The following is a 22,957-nucleotide window of genomic DNA, read 5'->3' on the forward strand; positions in this document are numbered from 1 at the left end:
GTCCGCGGCGATACGGATGTCGGTCCCGTCAGACGGGCTCGCCGGGGCCGTTCCGGGCCACCGAGAGGATGATCTCCCGCATCTGCTCGACATACAGCCGCATGTTCTTGTAGGCGATGTCGGTGTCCGGGTAGCGGCCGGCGAAGTACAGTCCCTCGTGGAGTCTGTTGAACCAGGCACACACCCTGTCCCCGTAGGACACTCTGACCAGGCCGTACGCCTTCAGGTCGGTCCAGCGCTCCGATCCGGGGATACGCCGGGCATCGATGAACGAGACGATCGAGTACAGGTCGGGCGACGTCGGGCGGAAGTCCGAGCCGAGCAGGCGCAGCACCCGGCCGATGGGCATGCGGGCCATCGGCCTGTTGGCCTGCACCGCGGTGCGCACCATCTCCAGGACGCACCGGAAATCGACTGCCTGCGCCGTGTGGATCTCGATCGGCGCGCCGCCCACGTACCAACCCACGGAGTCCCGCCATTCGGTCGTCGCGCGGGTGTGGAACGGCACGACTGTACGGAAGGCGGGTTCGCCGCCGATCTTGTGGACGACGAGGCTTGTGGCAGCCAGGAGGCCGACCGGAACCCCGCCGAAGGGCCGGCAGGCCTCGTCGAACGCGGCGATGTCGTCGGCGTCGACGAGCATGTCGTGCATGAGCTTCTGCGTGGGCAGAGCGCCGCCGGGATCCAGGCCGAGATCGACAGGGAAGTTCGGCAGGTCCCCGCCGCACAGATCGATGAACTCCCGCCAGCGGGCGACGATCTCGTGCGTGTCGTCGATCCGGTCCGCGTCTGCCCGCTCGATTTCGCAGAAGTCCACGTAACTGCCGACCGGTGCCCATTGAACGGGACGGCTTTCGACGGCCGCCGCGCAGAGCTCGTGGATCTCGGCGGGGATCCGTTGGATGGAGTACGCGTCGACGTTGGTGTGGTCGAAGGCCATGTACACGCTCGTGCCGTCGTCCCGGGCGATCGCCGCGTAGATGAAGTTCGGCCAGCTGAGCGCGTTCGCCGCGACGTCGAAGCGATCCTGGAGACGCTGCACGAGTCTCTCCACGTCGGAGAACTCGCCGACCACCTCGCGATGCAGTACGACGGCCTCGGCATCGAGCGTGAACCGGCGAAGTTCGTCGCCGGCCCAGCGGAAGCCGCTGCGCAGCGTCTCGTGCCGGAGGGTCCAGGTCCGCAGTGCGTCCTGCAGTACGTCGAGATCGACCATGCCGGGGATGTCGAACGCCGTGCCGAGCCAGGTCGGAACGAACAGGCCGTCCTCGCGCACCGACTTGGCCGTCCGGATGTGTGACTCCTGGACATACGCCGGTGGTCGGGAGTCTTCTGGCAGACCGGTCGCCGTCTCGATGGCCTCCTGATCGAGCGTCCACTCGATGAGGAGGCCCGGCCGGGCCTCGCAATGCTGGATGTCGGTCATTCGCACGGCAGGCATCTCCGTTCGCATGGGGTGCAGAGGGGTGGTGACTGGGGCCTGACCGTCTCGTCGCCGGCGTCAATGCGGTGCGGACCTGCCGCAACGCCCCAGCGTGCCCGCGCGTTCACACGTGCGGCCCGGCGAGAAGGAGAAGGGAAGCGGGCGGTCACCGTCGCCGCAGCGCCCTGCACAGGCCCATGAAGGCGATGACGGCACCCGCTAGGACGAGGGCGCTCACGGAAACGAACGAACGGCTGCCGGCGTCCCGGCCGGTCCCGGAGGCTCGTCGGCGGTGTGGTGGAAGCAGCGCCCGGCCGAAGACAGCCCCGAAACCGCTTCCTCTTCTGACGATCTCCTGGTGGTGGCACCAGTTGGACACCGCGTCACCGACCGCTACCGCGCAGCGAACCGGCCCTCAGCCGCGCCATCAGCCCGTCAGCCTCCGCCACAGCGCCGGGCCGCCTTTTCTCCCCCTGCGGTTGGGGGATGAAGTGCACCGCGAGCACCAGCAGGTGACGGGACAACAGCGAGACGGGGCAGGTATGGCTATCGCGCGAGCGGCACTCGTCGTCCGGGGCGGAAAGTCCGGACCGGCAGGTCGCACCAATGTTGCTGCTCGGGTGCGGACGGCGCTGTCGTCCCGGCCGGAGCCGCCCCCGCCCTTGTCGACGCGGCTGTCAGGGGTGCAGACCGTCATCGTCTCCCCGTCGGTCGGCTGCACGGAGTATGAGGTGAGACATTTGGTCCTCCCAGGGGCTTGGCAGGCCGGGTCAGGGCGCGGCCTGCCCTCGTCGCCCTACGGAATATCCTTTTTGTGGCATTCGAGAAGATATGATCACGCCCCTGCGGAGCATGCAACACGGATGCGCCGCCCAGCCGAGACATGGCAGGTTCTCGGCCGGTCGTCGGGCTTCTCCATGTACCCCCCAGCTCCACACTCCTCCGGGCCGTACGTCCATGCAGACTGCCCACGATGCCGACCGCGCTGTGGACCGGCGGTTGAACCGCCCCGAGAGACAACGGCCGTCTACCGCTTTCCAGCCAGGGGTCGTAGCATCTCGATGACATTCAGCATCGTCAACTCGACTTGCTGGCAAGCCTGTTGGGGAAGCGGCGCGGCGGTTGGGAGTGACGATGGGGGCCCGAAACCTATGGGACGAGATCCCGGCGACAGTGCCGGGCGCGGCGGCGGAGCGGCAGCTCGGCGCCGGTCAATACGCCTTTCGCACACAGACGAGTGCGGTGTCCTGGTGGGGCTCGTTCATGCTCCTTCTGGTCACCGCATTCTGCGTGATGATGGTCTTCGTCATCAGTGGTGAGAGCGAGTGGACGAACGCGATCCTCTTCATCATCCTCGGCGGATGCACCTTTCTCGGGGCGATCGCCGTTCCGCTGGCCGCACGGTTCAGACCGGTCGCATGGTGTGCCGTTTTCGCGAACGGCGTCGTCTACCAGTACGGTTCGCAGCCACCGATCGCCGGAACCTGGGACGAGATCACCGGATGCCAGCGACACGCGACGGATCACGTACGCAACGGGGTCACCATGTCGACCACGCATTCCGTGTACGTCCAGATGCCGGCCGGCAACTTCATGGTGTCGGGTGACAGGCCCGAGGCGCAGGAAGTCGGCACCCTGATCGCCAACGGCTGGGTCGCGGTTCGGAGCCGGGTCATGGAAGAGGACGCCACGGCCCGACTGGCCGAACTCGGCGAGTTGTTGCAGACCGGGGGACGAGTGGAATTCGGGCCGTTCACGGTGAGCCTGGCCGGGCTGGAGCACACGGGTACGGTCCTGGCCTGGGAGAAGATCAGCGAGGTCGATCTGATGGGGTCGACGATCCACGTACTGGTCACCGGTGAGCGCAAGCCGGCAGCGCGGGAGCCGGTCTCCAGCGTGCCGGACAGCGTCCTGTTCCTCACCGTCTCGGACGCCCTGCGGCGGGCGGCGCGGCAGACCACGTGAGTGAGAGGTCACCCTGCACGACCGGTACCCGTCAGGACTGAGCTCGTCCCGCGGACCTGTCACCGCAGAGGGGTCAGCACGTCCTCCGCCACCGGATACGGCCGCTCCACCGGCAACAAATGCGAGCGCCCGGTCCAGTTCCCCCGCACGCACACGACCGTGAACCTGCCGGGCAGCGGCGTCACGTCCTCGATCCCGACGATCCACTCGTCCGGGCCCGACCATGCTCTGTCCCAAGCCGGTCAGGACGTATCAGGGCGTAGTCGACGCGCGTGCGGCGCCTCGGCATGTCCGTGGCGCTCGATCAATCCGCCCGCGAGCAGAACCGTGCAAGGAGTCGGTCAGAACCTTGTCGCTGATGCCGCCGGTCGCGGCACGCAGCTCGCGATGCCGCACCGCGGTGGCGCGCGGCCGGGCCGCCTGTCTCCGGGCGGTACGCCTGGCAGACGGTCACCGTGTCCGCGGTGTGGCGGGCATGGACACGGAACCTGGGCTCGGTCTCTGAGGGTCGTCCACTCGCACTCACGGGGACCAGGTTCGATCACGGCCGCACCCCGAGGCCACCGAATGTCGACGGCCGGGTGCCGCGCTTCAGGGCCTGATCCCTCACGTGTCCCGTCCCCGGCCCCTGAAATATCCCCCATCTGCTCGCACGCCCCTTGGCGTGGCGCGGCTCCTGCCCCAACACTGAGCCGATGACGCAGCGCGTGGAGCTCGCGACCGTGATGGACCGACTCGCCGTCGACGGCCTGATCACCGAGTACGCGGTGGCGGTGGACGACGGCGACTGGACGACGTACCGGGACCTGTTCGCACCGGGGGGCCGCGCGGACTACCGCTCCGCCGGCGGCATCGAGGGCGACGCCGTGCAGGTCGCCGGGTGGCTGGCGCGGAGCATGGAGCTCTTCCCGATGCGGCAGCATCTGATCGTCAACCGGCGGGTGCGCTTCGGATACCTGGAGCAGGACACCGGCGACACCGCCCAGGTCCAGGCGGACTACATCAACCCGATGCGCTTCGCCGGACACGACGGCGGATCCACCGCCCCCGACTTCGTCTGCGGCGGTCGCTACACCTTCGCCCTGACCCGCACCCCCGACGGCTGGCGCCTGAACGAGGTCGTCGTCCACGAAAAGTGGCGCCGCGCCCCGGAGGACCTCACCCCCGCCCAGCACCCCTCCCCGGCCTGAGCCCGCCGCCCGGCCCTACCGCCGTTCCCCTCTGCGACGACCCACCGTTCCCTGTGCCGGAACGCCGTTCCCCAGGCGTGTGCACCCCCGACCCGACCCCCTCTTGGGACCCACTCCTCCCTTCCGGACCCGGCCCGCCCTCGCCGGCACACAGTCGCACCGCTACCGGCCCCCAATCCCCTCACCACCCCCGCCCCGCCCACGCCCCCTGTCGGAGATCGTCCCCGGCGCGCACACTGGAGAGACGCACCGGTGGGGAGGGAGGCGCTGTATGAGGACGCCGGACTGGGTCACCTCCCCATGGCGGCGGCGGGTGGCCGTCGTCGTGGCCGGGGCGCTGCCCGTGCTCGCGTTCCCGGCGCCGGGCCTGTGGTGGTTCGCGTACGCGGCGCTGGTGCCCTGGATGCTGCTGGTCCGCACGGCCCCGACCGGCCGCCGGGCGGTGCACGACGGCTGGCTCGGCGGGTTCGCGTTCATGCTGGCCATGCACCACTGGCTGCTGCCGAACCTCCATGTGTTCACCTTCGTCATCGCCGCCCTGCTGGGCGCGCTGTGGGCGCCCTGGGCATGGCTGGTGCGCCGGTTCCTGGCGGGTACGCCCTCGCCGGGGCGGGTAGCCGTCGCGCTGGTGGTCGTGCCGTCGGGCTGGCTGGCGATCGAACTCGTCCGCTCCTGGCAGGGCCTCGGCGGGCCGTGGGGTCTGCTGGGGTCCAGCCAGTGGCAGGTGGAGCCGGCACTGCGGCTGGCCTCGGTCGGCGGGGTCTGGCTGCTCAGCTTCCTGGTGGTGGCCGTCAACGTCGCGGTCACCGTTCTGGTCTCGGTACGCCGGTCCCGGGCGCCGGCGCTCGCCGGTCTCGTCGCGGCGGCCGTCGCGACCTCGGCGGTGTGGCTGTGGTCGCCGCGACCCGACGTCCGGGGCGAAGTGCGCATCGCCGTCGTACAGCCCGGTGTCACCGACGGCCCCGACAACCGGTTCGCCCGCGAGGAGGCGCTCACCCGACGCCTCGCCGGCCAGGATCTGGACCTGATCGTGTGGGGCGAGAGCAGCGTCGGCCACGACCTGGCCGACCGGCCCGACCTCGCCGACCGGATCGCCGCGCTGGCCCGTGAGACGGACACGAACGTCCTCGTGAACGTCGACGCCCGCCGCTCCGACCGCCCCGGCATCTACAAGAGTTCCGTGCTCGTCGGACCCGACGGCCCGACCGGCGATCGCTACGACAAGATGCGCCTCGTCCCGTTCGGCGAGTACATCCCGATGCGCTCACTGCTCGGCTGGGCCACCTCGGTCGGCGAGGCGGCCGGCGAGGACCGCAGGCGCGGCACCGAGCAGGTCGTCTTCGACTCCGGGAAGGGGCTGCGGATCGGCCCCATGGTCTGCTTCGAATCCGCGTTCCCGGACATGAGCCGTCATCTCGCCCGGGACGGCGCCGAGTTGCTGCTCGCACAGTCGGCGACCTCGACGTTCCAGCAGAGCTGGGCGCCCGAGCAGCACGCCTCGCTGGCCGCGCTGCGGGCCGCCGAGACCGGCCGTCCGATGGCCCACGCGACGCTCACCGGCGTCTCGGCGGTGTACGGCCCGGACGGCGAGCGCGTCGGCTCCTGGCTCGGCACGGACGAGAGCACGACGGCGGTGTACGACGTGCCGCTGGCGAGCGGTACGACGCCGTACGTCCGCTTCGGCGACTGGCCGGTGCACGCGGCACTGCTGGTACTGGTCGCGTGGGGCGCCTACGAGGGCGTACGGGCCGTGTGGATCAGGCGGACGGGTTCTCCACCGTCCGCGGCTCAGACGGCGGACCGGTCCTCCACCGCCCGCACCACCCGCTCGCACAGCTCATGAGTCGCCAGCGCGTCCCGCGCGCTGAGCACCTTGCCCGCGCGAGCGGCGTCGAGGAAGGCGAGGACGGCCTGTTCGATGCCGCGCTGCCGGGCCACCGGCACCCAGTCGCCGCGCCGCCTCACGGACGGCTGCCCCTTGTGGTCGACGACCTCGGCGAGGTTCACCACCTGCCGCTTGGTGTCCTGCCCGGAGACCTCGAGGATCTCCTCCGCCGAGCCGCTGAGCCGGTTCATGACGCCGAGCGCGGTGAACCCGGCCCCGGAGAGCTGCAGCACGACGTGGTGCAGCAGCCCGCCCTCGGTCCGGCCGCGCACAGTCACGTCCTCGACTTCCCCCGGCACCAGGAACCGCAGGGTGTCGACGACGTGGATGAAGTCGTCCAGGATCATCGTGCGCGGCAGCTCGGACAGGCCGATGCGGTTCTTCTGCATGAGGATCAGCTCGCGCGGATGGTCTGCGCACTGCGCGTACCCGGGCGCGTACCGCCGGTTGAAGCCCACGGCGAGCCCGATGTTCCGCTCCTCCGCGAGCCGTACGAGCCGTTCCGAGTCGGCGAGTTCGTACGCGAGCGGCTTGTCGACGTACGTCGGCACGCCCGCCTCGATCAGCCGCTCCACGATCTCGGGGTGGGCCCCGGTGGGCGCGTGCACGAAGGCCGCGTCGAGGTCCTGGGCCAGCAGCGAGTCGAGATCGGCGTGCCGCTGTCCCGGCGGAAGGTGGAGGCTGTCGGCGACGCGGGTGAGGGTGGCGGGCGTCCGCGTCTGCAGATGGAGTTCGAGCCCCGGTTGGGTGCCGAGCACCGGCAGATACGCCTTCTGCGCGATGTCGCCGAGCCCGATGCAGCCGACCTTCACAGGGGTCTCCCGTCCACGGTGTGGCGTCGAAATGACTCGTCGGCAGCATACGGGGGCTGCCAGGATGGCCGACATGACCAGCCAGCGCACCGAACCCTCCGTCACCGCCGACGAACGGACCATGCTCGAAGGCTGGCTCGACCACCACCGCGAGACTCTCGCGATCAAGTGCGAGGGCCTGGACGGCGCCCGGCTGAGGACCGCCTCGGTACCGCCCTCGGAACTGTCCCTGCTGGGGCTCGTACGGCACATGGCGGAGGTCGAGCGCATCTGGTTCCGCAAAGTGCTGGTGGACGACGACCAGGGGCCGATCTACTTCAGCGAGGAGGACCCGGACGGGGAGTTCCACCTCACCGAGCAGGACACCTGGGAGGAGGCGCACGGCACCTGGCAGGAGGAGATCGCGATCGCCCGGCGCAACGCCGAGGGCTTCGCCCTGGACGACGTCAGCAAGGCCGTGCACCGGCGAACGGGCGAGGCGCCGAGCCTGCGGTGGATCTACACCCACATGATCGAGGAGTACGCGCGGCACAACGGACACGCCGATCTGATCCGGGAGCGGATCGACGGGGCCACCGGGTACTGAGGGAAGACGCCCGCCCGCCGCGGACGGCCTGTCCGCGCCAGGAGTACGGCAAGCGCGAGCCGCGAGCCGGCGGCCGTGGGGCGGGGCGCGCGGCGTCGCAGGCGGGCCCGGGCGTCACCCGTGTGGGGGCATCCTCCGCCCGTTCCCTCCCCAAAACGGCCCGGACACAGCAGAGTTGCGCGCGTGCATCGACCGACCACCACCGCAACGCTCCTGGTCACCGTGGCCGTCTCGGCCCTCACCGGCTGCGTGACCGCGCACCACCCGCCCCCGTCCGAGACGTCACCCGTGCCGTCCCGGCCGTCCGAGCCCCGCCCGGACGGCACCACCGAGACACAGATCGTGCAGGCCCCGGCGCGGGAGGCGCTGGAACTGATCGGCCCACCCCGGGAACCCACCCCGAGTGCGTCCACGACATCGAAACCCGCCGCGTCGACTCCCGAAGCCGTCACACCCACGCCCGCCGCGCCCCCGCCGCCCCAGGAGGAGCGGCAGGGTCCCCCCGAGCGGCACGGACCACCGCCCGAGTCCCGGCCCCACGTCGAGATCCCGCCCCTCCCCAAGACCATCCCGACGGATCCGCCGAAGAACTCCGACGTGTGCGCACTCGGCCACAAGTACGGCGGCTGGGGCAAGGACACCCCGCAGGCGGCCATCTGCAAGGACGTTTACGGCCGTTGAAGCACCCGACGCCCCTCGGCGGGCGCGCGCTCCGGCGCGGGCACCGGATCCAGGGCAGGGCGGGCGCCCCTTGACGGCCACCCGACCCGAACGGTCATGCGCCCCATAGCGGGCACCCGACCCGGAGCGGGCGCGCAACCCGGTCCCGGCATCCGCACCCCGGGGCCGTCGTACGCCCCGGCGCGGGACACCGGGCGCACGGCGGGCGCGCAACCCGACGCGGGCGCGTGGACTGTCGCTAGGGCCGCTGTCTCGGCGGCCCCGGTGTCTCCCCTGCAGCAGGGCCCGCCTCGTCGAGCCGGGCCTCCAGCCGGACCAGGGCGGCCCGGACGGCGTCGCCGTGACCGTCTTCCCCCCGCGTGGCCAGCGCGCCCCGGGCCAGCCGCAGATGGCTGCGGGCCGCGTCGTGGCGGCCCAGCTTGGCATAGTCGGCGGCGAGGTTGAGGTGGAGCGAGGGGTAGAAGGCGCGCACCGCGAGCTCCTCGTGGTGCTCCGTGGAATGCTCCGCCGGCCGGCCGTCGGACAGTTCGTCGGCCGCCGACAACGCCCTGAGATCCCAGGCCAGTTCGGCGACCGGGTCGTCCTGGGTGTCGGCCATGTAGTGCGCCAGCGTGCAGCGGTGGAGCGGGGTGCCGCCCTCGCCGATCTCCGTCCACAGCTTCAGGAGACGGTCCCGGGCCTCCTCGCGGTCACCCCCGTGGTGCAGCATGACCGCCTGCCCGATACGGGTCATCATGGCGTCCGGCGCCACCTGCTCCTGTCGCTCCACCACCGCGTCCTCCGCACTCGTCGCCCCCTGCCCCGCCTGTCCCTCCCGACGCTAACGGCAGGTACCGGCAATCCCTGTCAGGCCGCTCCGTACGGCCGCGGGGGCGCCCCTGCAGCCGTACGGCGGGCCGTCGGACGGGCGGGCAGGCACGCGGACAAGCAGGCGAGGGCGGACGAGCGGCCGGTCAGCCGAGGTTGGGGATCGTCCAGTCGATCGCCTCGTGGCCCTGCCGGGCGACGGCCTCGTTGATCTGCGTGAACGGCTGGGAGCCGAAGAACTTCTTGGCCGACAGCGGCGAGGGGTGCGCGCCCTTCACCACGACGTGGCGCTCCTCGTCGATCAGCGGGAGCTTCTTCTGCGCGTAGTTGCCCCACAGCACGAAGACCGCCGGGTCGGGCCGGTCGGCCACCGCGCGGATCACGGCGTCGGTGAACTTCTCCCAGCCCTTGCCCTTGTGCGAGTTGGCCTCACCGGAACGGACCGTGAGGACCGCGTTGAGCAGCAGCACGCCCTGCTGGGCCCACGGCATCAGATAGCCGTTGTCCGGGATCGGGGTGCCCAGCTCGGCCTGCATCTCCTTGTAGATGTTCCGCAGGGAGGGCGGGGTCTTCACACCCGGCTGCACCGAGAAGCACAAGCCGTGGCCCTGGCCCTCGCCGTGGTACGGGTCCTGCCCGAGGATCAGCACTTTCACGCGCTCGTACGGCGTGGCGTCGAGGGCGGCGAAGACCTGCTCGCGCGGAGGGTAGACGGGACCCTTGGCTCGCTCCTCCTCGACGAACTCGGTGAGTTCCTTGAAGTAGGGCTGCTGCAGCTCGTCCCCCAGGACCCCGTGCCAGGACTCGGGCAGCATGGCGATGTCGGTCACGTCGACTTCCTCCGGTGTGCGCTCACTTCACGGCCGCGGAACACGCGGCCATGGACGGCCGCGTGAGACGCGGCCGTCGTCAGAGCACAGAACCTACAGGCGCCCACTGACAATCGGGCGCCTCCCCCACAACTACCAGCTGGTCTTCCAGGACAGGTTCCACATGACCATCATCGTCGCGGGGTCGATGACGTTCTCAAGACCGGCGATCTCCTCGTTGGCGGCCGTGTAGGCCTTCCCCTGCCACAGCGGGATCAGCCGCGCGTCGTCCACGAGGATCTGCTGGGCCTGCTCGAACTCCTCGGAGACGGCACCGCGGTCGCTCTCGGCGCGCGACTCCGGCAGCAGCTTGTCCGTGATCTTGGGGGCGTCGTACGGGGTGCCGAGCGCGTTCTGCTCGCCCACGAAGGGGGCGATGAAGTTGTCGGCGTCGTTGAAGTCGGGGTTCCAGCCACGCCCGAAGACCGGGTACTCGCCCTTCTGGTAGCCCTGCGAGTAGGTCTTCCAAGGACGGCTCTTCAGCGTGACCGAGAACAGACCGGACGCCTCCAGCTGCCGCTTCAGCTCCTCGAAGGCCGGCTTGGTCTGGGAGCCGTAACGGTCCGTGGTGTACCAGAGCGTGAGAGGAACCGTTTCGGTGATGCCCGCCTCGGCGAGGATGGACTTCGCCTTGGTCGCGCTGGGGTTGCCGTAGTCGTCGAAGAAGCCCGTCGTGTGGCCCACCAGACCCCTGGGGATCATGGAGTACAGCGGCTCGACGGTGTCCTTGTAGATGTTGTGGGCGAGCGCCGGGCGGTCGAGGACCTGGGCGACCGCCTTGCGAACCGCAGGGTTCTTCGCCCAGGTGTCCTTCGGGTTGAACACCAGGTAGCTGATCTCGGTGGTGGGGTTCTCCACGATCTGGAGCCCCTCCTCGTCGTGGTTGGCCTGGATGTCCACGATGTCCGCGGCACCGAGACCCCGGTAGATGACCGAGATGTCCTTTTTCTTGAGGGCGCTGACCATCTCGTCCGACTGCTGGAAGTACTCGATGGTGACGGCGGTGTTCTTGCGCTCAGCGAGCCCCTTGTAGTTCTCGTTGCTGACCAGCTCGGCCGTCTTGCCCTCGTCGTAGGAGGCGAGGTTGTAGGGCCCGGAGCCGTTGATCTCCCCGCCCTCGCGGAGCTTGTCCGCGGGATACTCCTCGGGGTCCACGATCGACATGGCGGGCGTGGTGAGCACGAGCGGGAAGGTCGCGTCGGGCTGGCTGAGGTGGAAGATGACCTCGCGGTCGCCCTTCGTCTGCACCCGGGACAGGGTCGTCAGCAGGCCCGCGGGACCGCCGTTGACGTTGATCTTCTTGATCCGGTCGAACGAGTACTTGACGGCCTTCGCGTCCAGCGCGTGCCCGTCCGAGAACGTCAGGCCCTCGCGGAGCGTGCAGCTGTAGACCGTGCTGGAGCTGTCCGTGAACTCGCAGCTCTCGGCGGCGTCCGGCTCGGGCTCGGACGCGCCGGGCGCGTAGCCGAGCAGGGGCTGGAAGACGTTGCGCATCAGCTCCCAGGAGCTGTCCCAGGCCGCGGCCGGGTCCAGGGTGCTCGGCATACTGGTGGTCCCCACCACGATGGGGTCCGCGTCGTCCGAGGCGTCCGAGGAGAACACACCACACCCGGTCACCATGGATATGGACGCGATCACCGCGAGTGGCGGCAAGTATCGGTTCCGGTTGAACACGCGCATGCTCCTCGAAATGCCGTACCAAGAGTGGGCGAACGATACCGCAGGCCCCGCGAGCTGCTCCCGCTCGGCTGGCAAAGCCCTTGATCAATCCGCTTGTGACGGCGTTGTCGAGCCCCTGTGAGGGGTGCGGACGGGCGCCGGAGATGTTCGATGAATCATGCACCGGCACCCGCCGTACTCTGTCAGCCCACCCCGGCGTTGAGGAAGATGCCTCCGTCGACCACGAGGGTCTGGCCGGTGATCCAGTCGGACTGCTCGGAGGTGAGGAACGCGGCGGCGCCGCCGATGTCGGAGGGCACGCCGAGCCGGCCGAGCGGGTAGGACGCCGCGGCCTCGGCCTCCCGGCCCTCGTACAGGGCCTGGGCGAACTTGGTCTTCACCACGGCGGGCGCGATCGCGTTGGCCCGCACCTTGGGCGCGTACTCGTGCGCCAGCTGCACGGTCAGGTTGATCATGGCGGCCTTGCTGATGCCGTACGCGCCGATGAACGGCGACGCGGAGACACCGGCGACGGAGGCGATGTTGACGATCGCGCCGCCGTTGTCCTTCTGCCAGGCGTGCCATGTCCGCTGGGCGAAGCCGAGGGCCGAGACGACGTTCGTCTCGAACACCTTGCGGGCCACGTTCAGGTCGAGGTCGGCGATCGGTCCGAACACCGGATTCGTACCGGCGTTGTTGACCAGGAAGTCGACGCGCCCGAAGGCCTCCATCGTGCGCTCGACGGCGAGGGCCTGGTGGGCCTCGTCGTGGGCCTTGCCCGCCACGCCGATGACGCGGTCGGCGCCGAGCTGCTCGACGGCCTCCTTGAGGGCGTCCTCGTTGCGGCCCGTGATGCACACCCGGTCGCCACGCGCGACGAGGGCCTCGGCGATGCCGTAGCCGATGCCGCGGCTGGCGCCGGTGATGAGGGCGACCTTGCCCGAAAGCTCGGGGAGTTCCACCGAAGTCATGTTCCCGATCCCCTAGTTGAGCGGTCCGCCGGCGACGTACAGCACCTGGCCGGAGACAAATCCGGTGTCCTCGCCCGTGAAGTAGGCGATGGCTCCGGCGATGTCCTCCGGCCGGCCCACCCGCTGCACGGGGATCTGGGTGGCGGCCGCGGCCTGGAACTCCTCGAAGCCCATACCCACGCGGGCGGCGGTGGCGGCGGTCATGTCGGTGACGATGAAGCCGGGAGCGACGGCGTTGGCGGTGACGCCGAACTTGCCGAGCTCGATGGCGAGGGTCTTGGTGAAACCCTGCAGACCGGCCTTGGCCGCGGAGTAGTTGGCCTGGCCCCGGTTGCCGAGCGCGGACGACGAGGACAGGTTCACGATTCGGCCGAACTTGGCCTCCACCATGTACTTCTGGACGGCCTTGGCCATCAGGAAGGCGCCGCGCAGGTGCACGTTCATGACCGTGTCCCAGTCGGACGCGCTCATCTTGAACAGCAGGTTGTCGCGGAGCACTCCCGCGTTGTTCACCAGGATGGTCGGGGCGCCCAGCTCCTCGGCGATCCGGGTGACGGCGGCCTCGACCTGGGCCTCGTCGGAGACGTCGCAGCCGACCGCGAGCGCCTTGCCGCCGGCTGCGGTGATCTTCTCCACGGTGTCCTTGCACGCGGCCTCGTCGAGGTCGATCACCGCGACGGCACGCCCCTCGGCGGCCAGTCGTACGGCGGTCGCGGCGCCGATGCCGCGCGCGCCACCCGTGACCACGGCGACACGCTGCTCAGTGGTGGACATTGCTGGTTCTCCTCGCCTTTGGAATGCGGCTCCTGCGGTGCCCCGTTCGGTGAGCGACCGCTTAGTACCTTCAGCACACGTGACGCTAGAAGTCCTGGCACCCGGTGTCAACGCTCCACCAGGTGTGATCCCTTACGTCGGCCTTTCGGCGGCCGGTCGGCGGTCCGCCATCGGCCACCGACCCGTCTCCGTCACCTCACCAGCAGAGCGAGCAGCCGCTCGGCCTCCGCCGCCGGGTCAGCGGTGAGCCCAGTGTGCACGGGTCCCGCCTGGACGACCGTGGAACGGGGCGCGACAAGCCACCGGAACCGCCGTCCGGCGTCGTCGTCGGCGGCCTGCCCGGCGGCCTCTCCCCCGGCGCACACGCCCTCCACGGCGCGCAGCGCGGCGCGTACGCCCACCACGTCCGCCCCGCGGTCCAGGGCGAGCAGCTTGGCCTCGTCGAGGTGCGTACGGGCCGCCACGAGGGCCCGGGAGCGGCTGTACACGAGTACGCCCGCGTTGAAGCACTCGCCGCGCTCGATCCGGGGCACGATCCGCAGCAGCGCGTACTCGTAGACGTCCTGCCCGGTCGCCCCGGTCCCCAGGAAGCGGTCGCTCACTTGATCCCCTCGATCTTGATCCCCTCGATGCGTTCGTGAATGCCGACGGCCCGTGCGAGCAGCGGCTCCGCGTACGCCCGCCGCAGCGCGTCCGGCGTCTCGAAGCCGGGCTCGTCCGTCAGCCAGACGTCCGGGATCTCGGCGGTCACCTCGGCGAGCAGGTCCTCGGTGACCAGGGGCGCGAGATCGGCGGCGGCTGCCGCGACATCGGGGCCGAAGCGCGCGAGGGCATGGTCGGCGGCGGCGTACGGCTTGGCGGCGGAGGTGCGGGCGCCGGGCCAGTGGTGGTGCCAGATCATGGTGGCGCCGTGGTCGATGAGCCACAGCTCGCCGTGCCACATCAGCAGGTTCGGGTTGCGCCAGGAGCGGTCGACGTTGTTGATCAGCGCGTCGAACCAGACGATCCGTCCGGCCTCCTCGGGGCTCACCTCGAAGGCGAGCGGGTCGAAGCCGATGGCGCGGGTCAGGAAGTCCATGCCCAGGTTGGTCCCGCCGCTGGACTTGATCAGCTCCTGCACCTGTTCGTCGGGCTCGCCGAGCCCCAGGACGGGGTCCAGGTCGACGGTGACGAGGCCGGGCACGCGCAGGCCCAGCCGCCGGGCCAGCTCACCGCAGACGACCTCCGCGACGAGCGTCTTGCGGCCCTGACCGGCGCCGGTGAACTTCAGGACATACGTCCCTCGGTCGTCGGCCTCGACGAGACCGGGCAACGAGCCACCTTCTCGCAACGGCGCGATGTACCGGGTCGCGCTGACTTCTTTGAGCATCGCCCCAGGTTACTGACGTGCCGGAGGCCACCGGAGGCGTCCCGTCCGCCCGCGTCGGCGACCGACAGCTTTCGGACAGCTGCTTTTGACGCCGCTGTGATCCCGGACAGGCCAAGATGTGCACCCTGCCTGAACGTTCAAGCACAGGCCCGCCGTATCCATGGGCGAAAGTGCAAAGCCCTCTCGGAAGGAACCGTCAGCATGACCAGCGAAACGACCAAACCCGCTTCGATCCCCGGCCGTCGCACCGTCATGGCAGCGGCCGGCGTGGCGGGCCTCGCCGTCGCGCTGACCGCGTGCGGGTCGGAGGACGACTCCTCGACCTCGGTCTCGTCCGGCGCCGGGGCCGGCGGCAGCGCGAGCAGCGACTCGACCGCCGAGGCCAGTAGCGGCAGCGCGAGCGGCGGCGACAGCGCGGGCGGCACGGAGATCGCCAAGACCTCGGACATCCCCGCGGGCGGCGGCAAGATCTTCGAGAGCGAGGGCGTCGTCATCACCCAGCCGGAGGCGGGCACCTACAAGGCGTTCTCCTCCGCATGCACCCACCAGGGGTGCGCCGTGAAGTCGATCTCCGACGGCGTGATCAACTGCCCCTGTCACAACAGCAACTTCTCGATCGCCGACGGCAGCGTGAAGAGCGGCCCGGCGACGAAGGCACTGCCGGCCAAGGAGGTCAGCGTCTCCGGCGAGTCGATCATGCTGGCCTAACGTTTGTCAGGTAGCGGTTCAACCGGCCCGACGTTTGTCAGGTGACCACTGTGACCCGCCAAACGTCTGTTAGGCGACCACTCCGCCGACCCAATGTTTGTCAGGTACCGGCACCCCGCCGCTCCGGCCGTACGAAACAGGCCAGCACCTCGTCCGTGGTCGCGACCGTGGCGACCAACGCGAGGGTGTGGCGGATCATCGCGGGGGTGTAGTCAGCAGGCACCCCCGCGATGGCGTCGCCGGGCACGACGACCGTGTAACCGAGGTTCACCGCGTCGAACACCGCGTTCGGCACGGCCACGTTGGCCGAGACCCCGGTGACGATCAGCGTGCGGCACCCCAGGTTCCGCAGCAGCGCGTCCACGTCGGTGCCCGCCAGCGGGGACAGCCCGTGCAGCCGCCGTACGACCAGGTCCTCCTCGGCGACCTCGATGGGCGGCGCGACGCGTACGGCCGCGGTGCCCGTCAACTGCCGTACGGACAACCGCTCGGCCGCGCGGAACAGGCGGGCGTTGCGGTTGGCGCCCCGCCCGTCCGGCCGCCGCTCAGCGAGGGCGTGCATGACCTGCACCCCGCTCTCGTGTGCCGCGGCGACCAGCCGGGCCACGTTGGCGAGTGCCCCCGACGACCGGGCCTCGCGGGCGAGTTCGGGCAGCGCGCCGTCCGGCCCGACGACACCCCGCTGGCACTCGACGGTGAGCAGAACGGTGGTGGTGGCATCGAGGAGCCCGCTCAGCTCCCGCTGCCTCTTCGACTCACTCGCGTACGACGGCATGACGTTCCCCTTGTCGCCGGCGATCGGGCGGGCGAGCGTAACGCCCCTTGCACATGGGCGGAAGACGACCGATGCTCTTCTGACGCCACGCCAGCGGAGGGAATATCGATGACCGTCACGCAGCGCCGGGGCAGGAAGATCATGATGGAGCCCGCCGAGCTGGACGAGTTCCTGAGCGCCCAGCGGACCTGCCGGGTCGCGACGGTCTCGTCCGACGGAGCCCCGCACATCAGCCCGCTCTGGTTCGTCTGGGACGGCACCTCGCTCTGGCTCTACTCGATCACCCGCAGCAAACGCTGGTCCGCGCTGCGCCACGATCCGCGCGTCGCCGTCGTGGTCGACGCGGGCGAGGAGTACGGCGAACTGCGCGGCGTCGAGTTGTCCGGCGCCGTCGAGTTCGTCGGCGAGGCGCCCCGCACGGGCGAGCCGGCCCCCGAACTCGTCGAAGTGGAGCGGCTGTTCGCCCGCAAGAACTTCGGCATCGACGACATGCCGCACGACGGCAGGCACGCCTGGCTACGGCTGACCCCGGATGCGATCGCCTCCTGGGACTTCCGCAAACTGGGATCGCCGTGACGGGCGGTTCCGTGCTCGACGGCTCCGCGAACCGACAGCGCTGCGACCGCCGAGGTCAACTTTCAGGGCCTGCCCGCCGGTTCAGCTCCCCGCCCCGCCCGCGCGCCCTGCCGCCCTCAGTGCCTCCACCGCCGCCCTGATCGACGGCCGCCGGTCGGCGTCCGCGCGCCACACCGCGTAGACGCTGCGGTGGACCCGGTGGCGCACCGGAACGGTCCGCATACCGGCCGGCATCGGGTCGCGGCCGAGCCGGGGCGCGATGCAGACGCCCAACCCGGCGGCGACCAGTGCGAGTTGGGTGTGGTGCTCACCGGCCCGGTGGGCGATGTGGGGCTCGATGCCGTTGGCGCGCAGCGTGTAGAGCAGCCATTCATGGCAGAACTCGCCCTCGGGCCAGGCGACCCACGATTCCTCCGCCAGCTCCCGCAGGTCGATCTCGTCCCGCCCGGCGAGCGGGTGGCCCTCGGGTAGCGCCACCTCCACCGGGTCGTCGAGGATCGCGGCCCTGGCGAGCCCCTCGGGCACCGGCAGCGGCTTGTTGTACCAGTCGAGGACGACGGCCAGGTCGACGTCGCCCCGGATCACCGCGTTGATCGCGAGTTCGGGTTCCAGCTCTCGCGACCGCACGCGCAGCGCCGGATGGTCGTCGCGCAGCGCGCGAAAGACGGCGGGAAACAGCCCCCGGACGGCCGTCGGGAACGCGGCCAGCCGGAGCTCGCCGACGACCTGCCCCCGCTGCGCCTCCAGGTCCGCCTGCGCCAGCTCTACCTGCGAGAGGATCCGCGCGGCGTGCTCGGCGAGCAGCCGCCCCGCATCGGTGAGGCGCACGCCTCGTCCGTTCTTGGCGAGGAGCCGCTGCCCCACCTCCCGCTCCAGCTTGGCCATCTGCTGCGAGACGGCCGAGGTCGTCACATGCAGCCCGTCGGCCGCCCCGCTGACCGAGCCGTGCCGGGCGAGGGCGTCAAGGGTGCGCAGGCGCTCCAGGTTCAACATATAAGCAATACTACGATGTTAAGCTCATCAATTCTCGCTTGTGCTACGAGATTGCTCGGCGCCATCGTTGTGGGCATGACCACCGCCGCCCCCACCCGAACTCCCGCCCCCACCCCCGAACGCCCGCGCGCCACCGTCGACTGGCGGCTGCGCTTCGCCTTCCTCTCCCTCGTCTGGGGCTTCAGCTTTCTCCTGATCAAGGTGGGCACGGAGGCGTACGCGCCCTTCCAGGTCACCTTCGGCCGGCTGCTGTTCGGCACGCTGGTCCTCGCGGCGGCGATGGCGGTGAAGCGGGAGCGGCTGCCGCGCGGCGCCCGCACCTGGGGGCACCTCACGGTGGCGGCCTTCTTCCTCAACGCGCTGCCGTTCTCGCTCTTCGCCTACGCGGAGCTGACCATCCCGTCCACGCTGGCGGGCATCTGCAACGCGACCTCACCGCTGTGGGGCATGGCCCTCTCCCTGGTCGCGCTCTCGGAGGACCGCCCGACACGGGTGCGGGTCGCCGGTCTCGGCCTCGGCTTCCTCGGTGTGCTCACCGTGCTCGGCGCCTGGCAGGGCTTCAGCGGCCTCGACGCCTCGGGCACCGTGATGGCCCTGCTGGCCTCGCTGAGCTATCCGATCGGCTGGATCTACGTCCGCCGTACCCTGGCCGGCACCACCGCGTCGCACCTCTCCCTCACCGGCGCCCAACTCCTGCTGGCCACCGTCCAACTGGCCCTCGTCACCCCGCTGTTCACGACCCTGCCGAGCAGCTTCCCGGTCCTGCCCCTGCTGGCGGTCGTCGCGCTGGGCGTCCTCGGCACGGGTGTCGCCATGCTCGTCCAGTACGGCCTCGTCTCCGCGGTCGGCCCGACGACCGCCCAGATGGTCACCTACTTCATCCCGGTCATCGCGACGGCCGCCGGCGTCGCGCTCCTCGGCGAGTCCCTGAGCTGGTCCACCCCGGTCGGCGCGGCGATCGTCCTGGCGGGCGCGGCACTGACGCAGGCAAGGCCTCGCACCTGACCGCGCACTCGTTCGCCGCGGGTACCGCACACTCGTTCGCTGTGCGTGACGTCGCCCGAGCACCGTCCGCGAGGGGCGCGGGCAGCCGTCGGCCATGAGCCCACGCGCGGCCGCCGACCGTGACGTCACACGTACCCCCCACCCACCCCCGGCCCGACCGCCGAGGCCACCGCGTCCGCCACCCTCCCGATCTCCTCCTCGGTGAGGGTGGAGACCGTGATCCGGATCCCCTGCGGGGCGCTCATCCGGAAGCGTGCCCCGGGCGCGACGGCCCAGCCGGCGTGCAGCAGCCGGGCGACCGCGCCGGTCTCGTCCGGGACCCGGATCCACACGTTCATCCCGCTGGCCCCGTGAGCCTCGACCCCGCGCCGCGCGAGGGCGCCGATCAGCGCGTCCCGTCGCCGCCCGTACGCCGCCGCCACGGCCGCGGCGTCCACCGCACCACCGGACCACAACCGCACCACGGCCCGCTGCACCAGCCGGCTCACCCAGCCCGGCCCGAGTCGCTGCCGTCCCCGTACCCGGTCGACGGTGACGGTGTCCCCGGTGAGCACCGCGAGCCGCAGGTCGGGGCCGTACGCCTTGGCGACCGACCGTACGAAGGCCCAGCTGCGGGTGACCCCGGCCAGCGGATGGAGGGGCTGGTCGACGATCCGGTAGCCGTGGTCGTCCTCGATGAGCAGGGTCTCCGGATGCGCCCTCAGCACGGCCCGCAGGGCACGCGCGCGTGCGGCGCCGACGGCCGCGCCGGTCGGGTTCTGTGCCCGGTCGGTGACGATCAGGGCCCGCGCCCCGGCCTCCAGCGCCTTTCGTACGCCGTCGGCGAGCGGCCCTTCGTCGTCGACACCGACCGGGACGACGCGCAGCCCGAGCGCCGGGACGAGGTCGAGCACGCTCCCCCACCCGGGGTCCTCGACGGCGACGGCGTCCCCGGGCTTGAGATGCACGGCCAGGACCCGTTCGATGGCGTCGAGCGACCCGGAGGTGACGGTGACCGGCCCGTCCGGCACTCCGTCGGCGTCCAGGCCGGCCCGCGCGATCCGCGCCAACTCGGGTTCCACGGCCCCCGATCCGTACAGCACCGGTTCGCGATCGCCCTGCTCGGCGGCCGCCGCGAACACCTCCGCGAGGCGCGGCAGCAACGTCGTGTCGGGATTGCCGTCGGCGAGGTCGCGCACGCCCTCCGGCACGTCCACCCGGATGTACTCGCGCCCCGTCGTCGCCGGCCGCGGCCGCACGCGGCTCCCCCGCCGCCCGGCGGTCTCGATGACCCCGCGCTCACGCAGGGTGCGATAGGCGGCCGCGACGGTATTCGGATTCACCCCCAGCCGTTCTGCCAACTCCCGCATGGGAGGCAACAGTTGACCGGGCTCCAACTCGCCCGCTCCCACCGCCCGCTCGACGCTCGCCGCAATCTCCGCGGCACGCCGCCCCGTGACCATGTATTCTCCTAGCACAAATCAGATTATGCACTAGTGCAATGGAGAGCGCAATGACGGGGACCCCGCAGTCGACGACACCACCGCCCGCCGCCTACACCCCCACCGATCGCACCGTCCCCACCCGGGCCGCGCAGAAGGCCTCGTACGACAGGGAACTGGTGCACTCGATACTCGACGAGGGGTACGTCTGCCATCTCGGCTTCGTCCGCGACGGCGCCCCGGTGGTGCTGCCCACGTTGTACGGCCGGGTCGGCGAGACGCTCTATGTGCACGGCTCGACGGGCTCGCGCCCGCTGCGCATGACGGGCCAGGCCGACCCCGGCCTCCCGGTGTGCCTGACGGTCACGCACGTGGACGCGCTGATCCTGGCCCGCTCCGGCTTCCACCACTCGATCAACTACCGCTCGGTCGTGGTGCACGGCACCGCCCACCAGGTCACCGACCCGGAGGAGCGGCGAATCGCCCTGGATGCCCTCGTCGACCACGTCGTGCCGGGCCGCTCGCAGGACTCCCGGCCCGCCAACGGCAAGGAGTTCGCGGCCACCGCCGTGATCCGCCTCGACCTGAACGAGGTCTCCGCCAAGACCCGCGTCGGCGGCGTCAACGACGAGCCCGAGGACCTCGCCCTCCCCCACTGGGCCGGTGTCGTCCCCCTCCGCAAGGGCTACGAGACCCCGATCCCGGACCCCGACCTGGCCCCCGGCACCGAACTCCCCGACTACCTCAAGGCCCTGTAATACGAAATCTCCCGGGGTGAGGCCGCGTCTCAAGGGCGAGGCGTCTGCCCGCCGGCCCACTGTGCGCGCCCCTCAAGGCGCGGGGAACTGCGCGAGCAACCAGACACGACCCGCAGTCCGTAGTCCGCAGTCCGTAGTCCGCAGTCCGCAGTCCGCAGTCCGCAGAACACGAAGCCCCTACGGCGTCATCGGCCACGCCCCGCCGACAGCTCAGGTTCAATCCCCTCGCCACCGGACGCCACCGGCCTCGGCGAGTTCTTCCCGGGCGCGGACCGCTGCGCGACGAACGCCCCGGCCAACACCACCGCCCCACCGACAATCTGCGGCGCCGACAGATGTTCACCCAGCAGCACCCACGCAAGCACGGTCGCCACGACCGCCTCGAGGCATCCCACAACCCCCGCCACCTGCGGAGAAAGCCGCCGCACAGCCACCACCCCGGTGACATACGCGAGCACCGTGGCGATGAGCACCACCCATCCGAGCAGCAACCACGCCGGAACAGCCGTACCGTCCATCCGCGCGACACCCCCGAGCACCGCCCACTCCATCCCCCACGGCCGGGCCACCACCGTGAGCACCACCGCACCCACCAGCAGACCGTAAGCGATGACCCCGAGCGGATCCGGCGCCTCCGCGCCCGCGTCGCTCCCCTGGTCGGACAGGACGAAGTACCCGGCCTGACAACAGGCCGCCCCGAGCGCGAGCAGGAGCCCCAGCGGGTCGAAGCTCAGCCCCGACCAGATCTCGACGACACAGGCGAGGCCACCGACCGCGAGGACGACCCCGACCGCCGCGGCCCGTGTCACCGGCCGCCGCTGCACGAACCGCACCCAGCCGAGGACGATGGCCGGCCCGAGGTACTCCACGAGGAGGGCGACGCCGACGGGGATGCGGGAGATCGACGCGAAGTAGAAGGCCTGCACACCGGCCACGGCGAACAGCCCGAAACCGACGAGCAGCGCGGGCCGCCGGCGCATCAGATCCCGGTGGCGCACGGCCAGCGGCAGCATCACCAGCGCGGCGCCCACGACCCGCAGCCACACCACGTGCAGCGGGTCGAGCCCCGCCTCGATGAGCGGCTTGGCCGCGGTGCCCGATCCACCGAAGGCGACCGCGGACCCGAGCGCGAGCACCAGCCCGACACCCCGCCCGCGTTGCCCCTGACTCCCCTGAGACGTATGCACCGGCACATGATGACAGCCGACGACAGGAGCGTCACCACCGATGACACCTGTCTCACCGACTGGACCCCAGGTGCACGCGGATCAACGGCCTCCGTCCCCGCCCCCCACGTACCCGTCGACCCGGCCCTCGCCCGTCCTCGCGATCCGCCGCGCCACCACTGCCACATCGACACCCACGTTGCCCAGCACCTCCACGGCCCGCGACCCGGTGGCCGCGACCAGCACCGCGAGCAGATCGACACCGTGGGCCGACCCTTGCCCCCGCCGCACGGCACGGTCGTACGCCTGCGTCATCGCCCGGGCCGCCACCGGCGACCAGCCGGGTGTGCCCGGCGCCCCCGGGACGACGCCGGCGTCCTCGACACCGATCTGCCAGCGCAGTCCGTAGCCGATGCTGCGCTGCACCAGATAGCCGAGCAGCCGGGCGACCTGCGGGCCGTCGAAGACGACGCGGGCCTCGGGGTCGGACTCCACGAGCGAGTGCAGCAGGTGAGCCGTGTCGATCTGCCGATCCCCGTCACGGAGGGCCCGTCTGCGCGCACC

23 protein-coding genes are annotated in these 22,957 nt (G+C 70.9%); 9 read left to right on the plus strand and 14 right to left on the minus strand.

Going from position 1 to position 22,957, the window contains the following annotated elements:
* Positions 1 to 28: 28 nt before the first annotated feature.
* Complete coding sequence (locus tag ACFU53_RS04720) at positions 29 to 1,432, minus strand: condensation domain-containing protein (RefSeq protein ID WP_383986038.1); 1,404 nt, start codon at positions 1,430 to 1,432, stop codon at positions 29 to 31.
* A gap of 1,125 nt (positions 1,433 to 2,557) precedes the next feature.
* Between ACFU53_RS04720 and ACFU53_RS04725 the strand changes: the two genes are divergently transcribed.
* The 3 genes from ACFU53_RS04725 (at position 2,558) to lnt (ending at position 6,421) form a co-directional block, all read left to right on the plus strand.
* The gene (locus tag ACFU53_RS04725) at positions 2,558 to 3,388 is read left to right on the plus strand and encodes a DUF6585 family protein (protein ID WP_383986040.1); all 831 of its coding nucleotides are present in this window, start codon (positions 2,558 to 2,560) and stop codon (positions 3,386 to 3,388) included.
* A gap of 695 nt (positions 3,389 to 4,083) precedes the next feature.
* Complete coding sequence (locus ACFU53_RS04730) at positions 4,084 to 4,578, plus strand: nuclear transport factor 2 family protein (protein WP_383986042.1); 495 nt, start codon at positions 4,084 to 4,086, stop codon at positions 4,576 to 4,578.
* Between the two features lie 271 nt (positions 4,579 to 4,849).
* Positions 4,850 to 6,421 carry an apolipoprotein N-acyltransferase gene (gene lnt / locus ACFU53_RS04735; protein ID WP_383986044.1) on the plus strand — a complete coding sequence of 524 codons (1,572 nt, stop codon included), beginning with the start codon at positions 4,850 to 4,852 and terminating at the stop codon, positions 6,419 to 6,421.
* On the opposite strand, the gene ACFU53_RS04740 is transcribed toward lnt, so the two are convergent.
* Entirely contained in the window at positions 6,367 to 7,275 is a 909-nt protein-coding gene (locus tag ACFU53_RS04740) for a Gfo/Idh/MocA family protein (RefSeq protein WP_383986046.1), read from the minus strand. The genes lnt and ACFU53_RS04740 overlap by 55 nt on opposite strands.
* Before the next feature lie 73 nt (positions 7,276 to 7,348).
* Here ACFU53_RS04740 and ACFU53_RS04745 point away from each other — a divergent pair, with 73 nt between their 5' ends.
* Both ACFU53_RS04745 and ACFU53_RS04750 read left to right on the plus strand, forming a co-directional pair.
* Positions 7,349 to 7,861 (plus strand): DinB family protein, encoded by a 513-nt coding sequence (locus tag ACFU53_RS04745; protein WP_383986048.1) that lies wholly within the window; start codon positions 7,349 to 7,351, stop codon positions 7,859 to 7,861.
* A 183-nt stretch (positions 7,862 to 8,044) separates the two neighbouring features.
* Positions 8,045 to 8,542 carry a hypothetical protein gene (locus tag ACFU53_RS04750; RefSeq protein WP_383986050.1) on the plus strand — a complete coding sequence of 166 codons (498 nt, stop codon included), beginning with the start codon at positions 8,045 to 8,047 and terminating at the stop codon, positions 8,540 to 8,542.
* 238 nt (positions 8,543 to 8,780) lie between these two features.
* Here the strand turns inward: ACFU53_RS04750 and ACFU53_RS04755 are convergent, their stop codons facing one another.
* The 7 genes from ACFU53_RS04755 to ACFU53_RS04785 all read right to left on the minus strand — a co-directional run bounded on the left by ACFU53_RS04755 (position 8,781) and on the right by ACFU53_RS04785 (position 14,991).
* Entirely contained in the window at positions 8,781 to 9,314 is a 534-nt protein-coding gene (locus ACFU53_RS04755; RefSeq protein WP_383986052.1) for a hypothetical protein, read from the minus strand.
* Positions 9,315 to 9,495: 181 nt separating this feature from the next.
* Positions 9,496 to 10,179: a uracil-DNA glycosylase gene (locus ACFU53_RS04760; protein ID WP_383986054.1), complete on the minus strand. Its 684-nt coding sequence runs from the start codon at positions 10,177 to 10,179 to the stop codon at positions 9,496 to 9,498.
* 132 nt (positions 10,180 to 10,311) lie between these two features.
* Positions 10,312 to 11,892 (minus strand): ABC transporter substrate-binding protein, encoded by a 1,581-nt coding sequence (locus ACFU53_RS04765; protein WP_383986056.1) that lies wholly within the window; start codon positions 11,890 to 11,892, stop codon positions 10,312 to 10,314.
* Between the two features lie 188 nt (positions 11,893 to 12,080).
* Positions 12,081 to 12,848 carry an SDR family oxidoreductase gene (locus tag ACFU53_RS04770; protein WP_319243876.1) on the minus strand — a complete coding sequence of 256 codons (768 nt, stop codon included), beginning with the start codon at positions 12,846 to 12,848 and terminating at the stop codon, positions 12,081 to 12,083.
* Positions 12,849 to 12,860: 12 nt separating this feature from the next.
* On the minus strand, positions 12,861 to 13,622 hold the full coding sequence (fabG, locus tag ACFU53_RS04775) for a 3-oxoacyl-ACP reductase FabG (RefSeq protein WP_383986058.1): 762 nt from the start codon (positions 13,620 to 13,622) through the stop codon (positions 12,861 to 12,863).
* Between the two features lie 191 nt (positions 13,623 to 13,813).
* Positions 13,814 to 14,224: a DUF3037 domain-containing protein gene (locus ACFU53_RS04780; protein ID WP_383986060.1), complete on the minus strand. Its 411-nt coding sequence runs from the start codon at positions 14,222 to 14,224 to the stop codon at positions 13,814 to 13,816.
* Positions 14,221 to 14,991 carry a HipA family kinase gene (locus ACFU53_RS04785; RefSeq protein WP_383986062.1) on the minus strand — a complete coding sequence of 257 codons (771 nt, stop codon included), beginning with the start codon at positions 14,989 to 14,991 and terminating at the stop codon, positions 14,221 to 14,223. Before ACFU53_RS04785 ends, ACFU53_RS04780 begins: the two co-directional genes overlap by 4 nt.
* Positions 14,992 to 15,192: 201 nt before the next feature.
* On the opposite strand from ACFU53_RS04785, the gene ACFU53_RS04790 reads away from it, so the two are divergent.
* Positions 15,193 to 15,699 (plus strand): Rieske (2Fe-2S) protein, encoded by a 507-nt coding sequence (locus ACFU53_RS04790; RefSeq protein ID WP_383986064.1) that lies wholly within the window; start codon positions 15,193 to 15,195, stop codon positions 15,697 to 15,699.
* Positions 15,700 to 15,799: 100 nt separating this feature from the next.
* On the opposite strand, the gene ACFU53_RS04795 is transcribed toward ACFU53_RS04790, so the two are convergent.
* Positions 15,800 to 16,474 carry a cysteine hydrolase gene (locus ACFU53_RS04795; protein ID WP_383986065.1) on the minus strand — a complete coding sequence of 225 codons (675 nt, stop codon included), beginning with the start codon at positions 16,472 to 16,474 and terminating at the stop codon, positions 15,800 to 15,802.
* Positions 16,475 to 16,582: 108 nt separating this feature from the next.
* Here ACFU53_RS04795 and ACFU53_RS04800 point away from each other — a divergent pair, with 108 nt between their 5' ends.
* A complete protein-coding gene (locus ACFU53_RS04800) occupies positions 16,583 to 17,050 on the plus strand; it encodes a pyridoxamine 5'-phosphate oxidase family protein (protein WP_383986067.1) in 468 nt (155 codons plus the stop codon).
* Positions 17,051 to 17,131: 81 nt separating this feature from the next.
* On the opposite strand, the gene ACFU53_RS04805 is transcribed toward ACFU53_RS04800, so the two are convergent.
* The gene (locus tag ACFU53_RS04805; RefSeq protein ID WP_383986069.1) at positions 17,132 to 18,043 is read right to left on the minus strand and encodes a LysR family transcriptional regulator; all 912 of its coding nucleotides are present in this window, start codon (positions 18,041 to 18,043) and stop codon (positions 17,132 to 17,134) included.
* Positions 18,044 to 18,118: 75 nt separating this feature from the next.
* On the opposite strand from ACFU53_RS04805, the gene ACFU53_RS04810 reads away from it, so the two are divergent.
* Positions 18,119 to 19,048 (plus strand): DMT family transporter, encoded by a 930-nt coding sequence (locus tag ACFU53_RS04810; protein WP_383986071.1) that lies wholly within the window; start codon positions 18,119 to 18,121, stop codon positions 19,046 to 19,048.
* A 125-nt stretch (positions 19,049 to 19,173) separates the two neighbouring features.
* Here the strand turns inward: ACFU53_RS04810 and ACFU53_RS04815 are convergent, their stop codons facing one another.
* Positions 19,174 to 20,505 carry an aminotransferase class I/II-fold pyridoxal phosphate-dependent enzyme gene (locus ACFU53_RS04815; RefSeq protein ID WP_383986072.1) on the minus strand — a complete coding sequence of 444 codons (1,332 nt, stop codon included), beginning with the start codon at positions 20,503 to 20,505 and terminating at the stop codon, positions 19,174 to 19,176.
* Positions 20,506 to 20,540: 35 nt separating this feature from the next.
* Here ACFU53_RS04815 and ACFU53_RS04820 point away from each other — a divergent pair, with 35 nt between their 5' ends.
* Positions 20,541 to 21,227, plus strand: a complete 687-nt coding sequence (locus tag ACFU53_RS04820) for a pyridoxamine 5'-phosphate oxidase family protein (protein WP_383986074.1) — start codon at positions 20,541 to 20,543, stop codon at positions 21,225 to 21,227.
* Between the two features lie 185 nt (positions 21,228 to 21,412).
* On the opposite strand, the gene ACFU53_RS04825 is transcribed toward ACFU53_RS04820, so the two are convergent.
* Both ACFU53_RS04825 and ACFU53_RS04830 read right to left on the minus strand, forming a co-directional pair.
* On the minus strand, positions 21,413 to 22,420 hold the full coding sequence (locus ACFU53_RS04825) for a DMT family transporter (protein WP_383986076.1): 1,008 nt from the start codon (positions 22,418 to 22,420) through the stop codon (positions 21,413 to 21,415).
* Between the two features lie 75 nt (positions 22,421 to 22,495).
* On the minus strand, positions 22,496 to 22,957 hold a 462-nt coding region (locus ACFU53_RS04830), incomplete at its 5' end, for a Clp protease N-terminal domain-containing protein (RefSeq protein WP_383986078.1).

The organism is Streptomyces sp. NPDC057474 (genome assembly GCF_042802555.1).
GTDB lineage: Bacteria > Actinomycetota > Actinomycetes > Streptomycetales > Streptomycetaceae > Streptomyces.

Coding starts and splice junctions, on each gene's coding strand:
- ACFU53_RS04725 (WP_383986040.1), top strand. CDS start 2,558: ATGGGGGCCCGAAACCTATGGGACGAGATCCCGGCGACAGTGCCGGGC.
- ACFU53_RS04730 (WP_383986042.1), top strand. CDS start 4,084: ATGACGCAGCGCGTGGAGCTCGCGACCGTGATGGACCGACTCGCCGTC.
- lnt (WP_383986044.1), top strand. CDS start 4,850: ATGAGGACGCCGGACTGGGTCACCTCCCCATGGCGGCGGCGGGTGGCC.
- ACFU53_RS04745 (WP_383986048.1), top strand. CDS start 7,349: ATGACCAGCCAGCGCACCGAACCCTCCGTCACCGCCGACGAACGGACC.
- ACFU53_RS04770 (WP_319243876.1), bottom strand. CDS start 12,848: ATGACTTCGGTGGAACTCCCCGAGCTTTCGGGCAAGGTCGCCCTCATC.
- fabG (WP_383986058.1), bottom strand. CDS start 13,622: ATGTCCACCACTGAGCAGCGTGTCGCCGTGGTCACGGGTGGCGCGCGC.
- ACFU53_RS04785 (WP_383986062.1), bottom strand. CDS start 14,991: ATGCTCAAAGAAGTCAGCGCGACCCGGTACATCGCGCCGTTGCGAGAA.
- ACFU53_RS04790 (WP_383986064.1), top strand. CDS start 15,193: ATGACCAGCGAAACGACCAAACCCGCTTCGATCCCCGGCCGTCGCACC.
- ACFU53_RS04795 (WP_383986065.1), bottom strand. CDS start 16,474: ATGCCGTCGTACGCGAGTGAGTCGAAGAGGCAGCGGGAGCTGAGCGGG.
- ACFU53_RS04800 (WP_383986067.1), top strand. CDS start 16,583: ATGACCGTCACGCAGCGCCGGGGCAGGAAGATCATGATGGAGCCCGCC.
- ACFU53_RS04805 (WP_383986069.1), bottom strand. CDS start 18,043: ATGTTGAACCTGGAGCGCCTGCGCACCCTTGACGCCCTCGCCCGGCAC.
- ACFU53_RS04810 (WP_383986071.1), top strand. CDS start 18,119: ATGACCACCGCCGCCCCCACCCGAACTCCCGCCCCCACCCCCGAACGC.
- ACFU53_RS04820 (WP_383986074.1), top strand. CDS start 20,541: ATGACGGGGACCCCGCAGTCGACGACACCACCGCCCGCCGCCTACACC.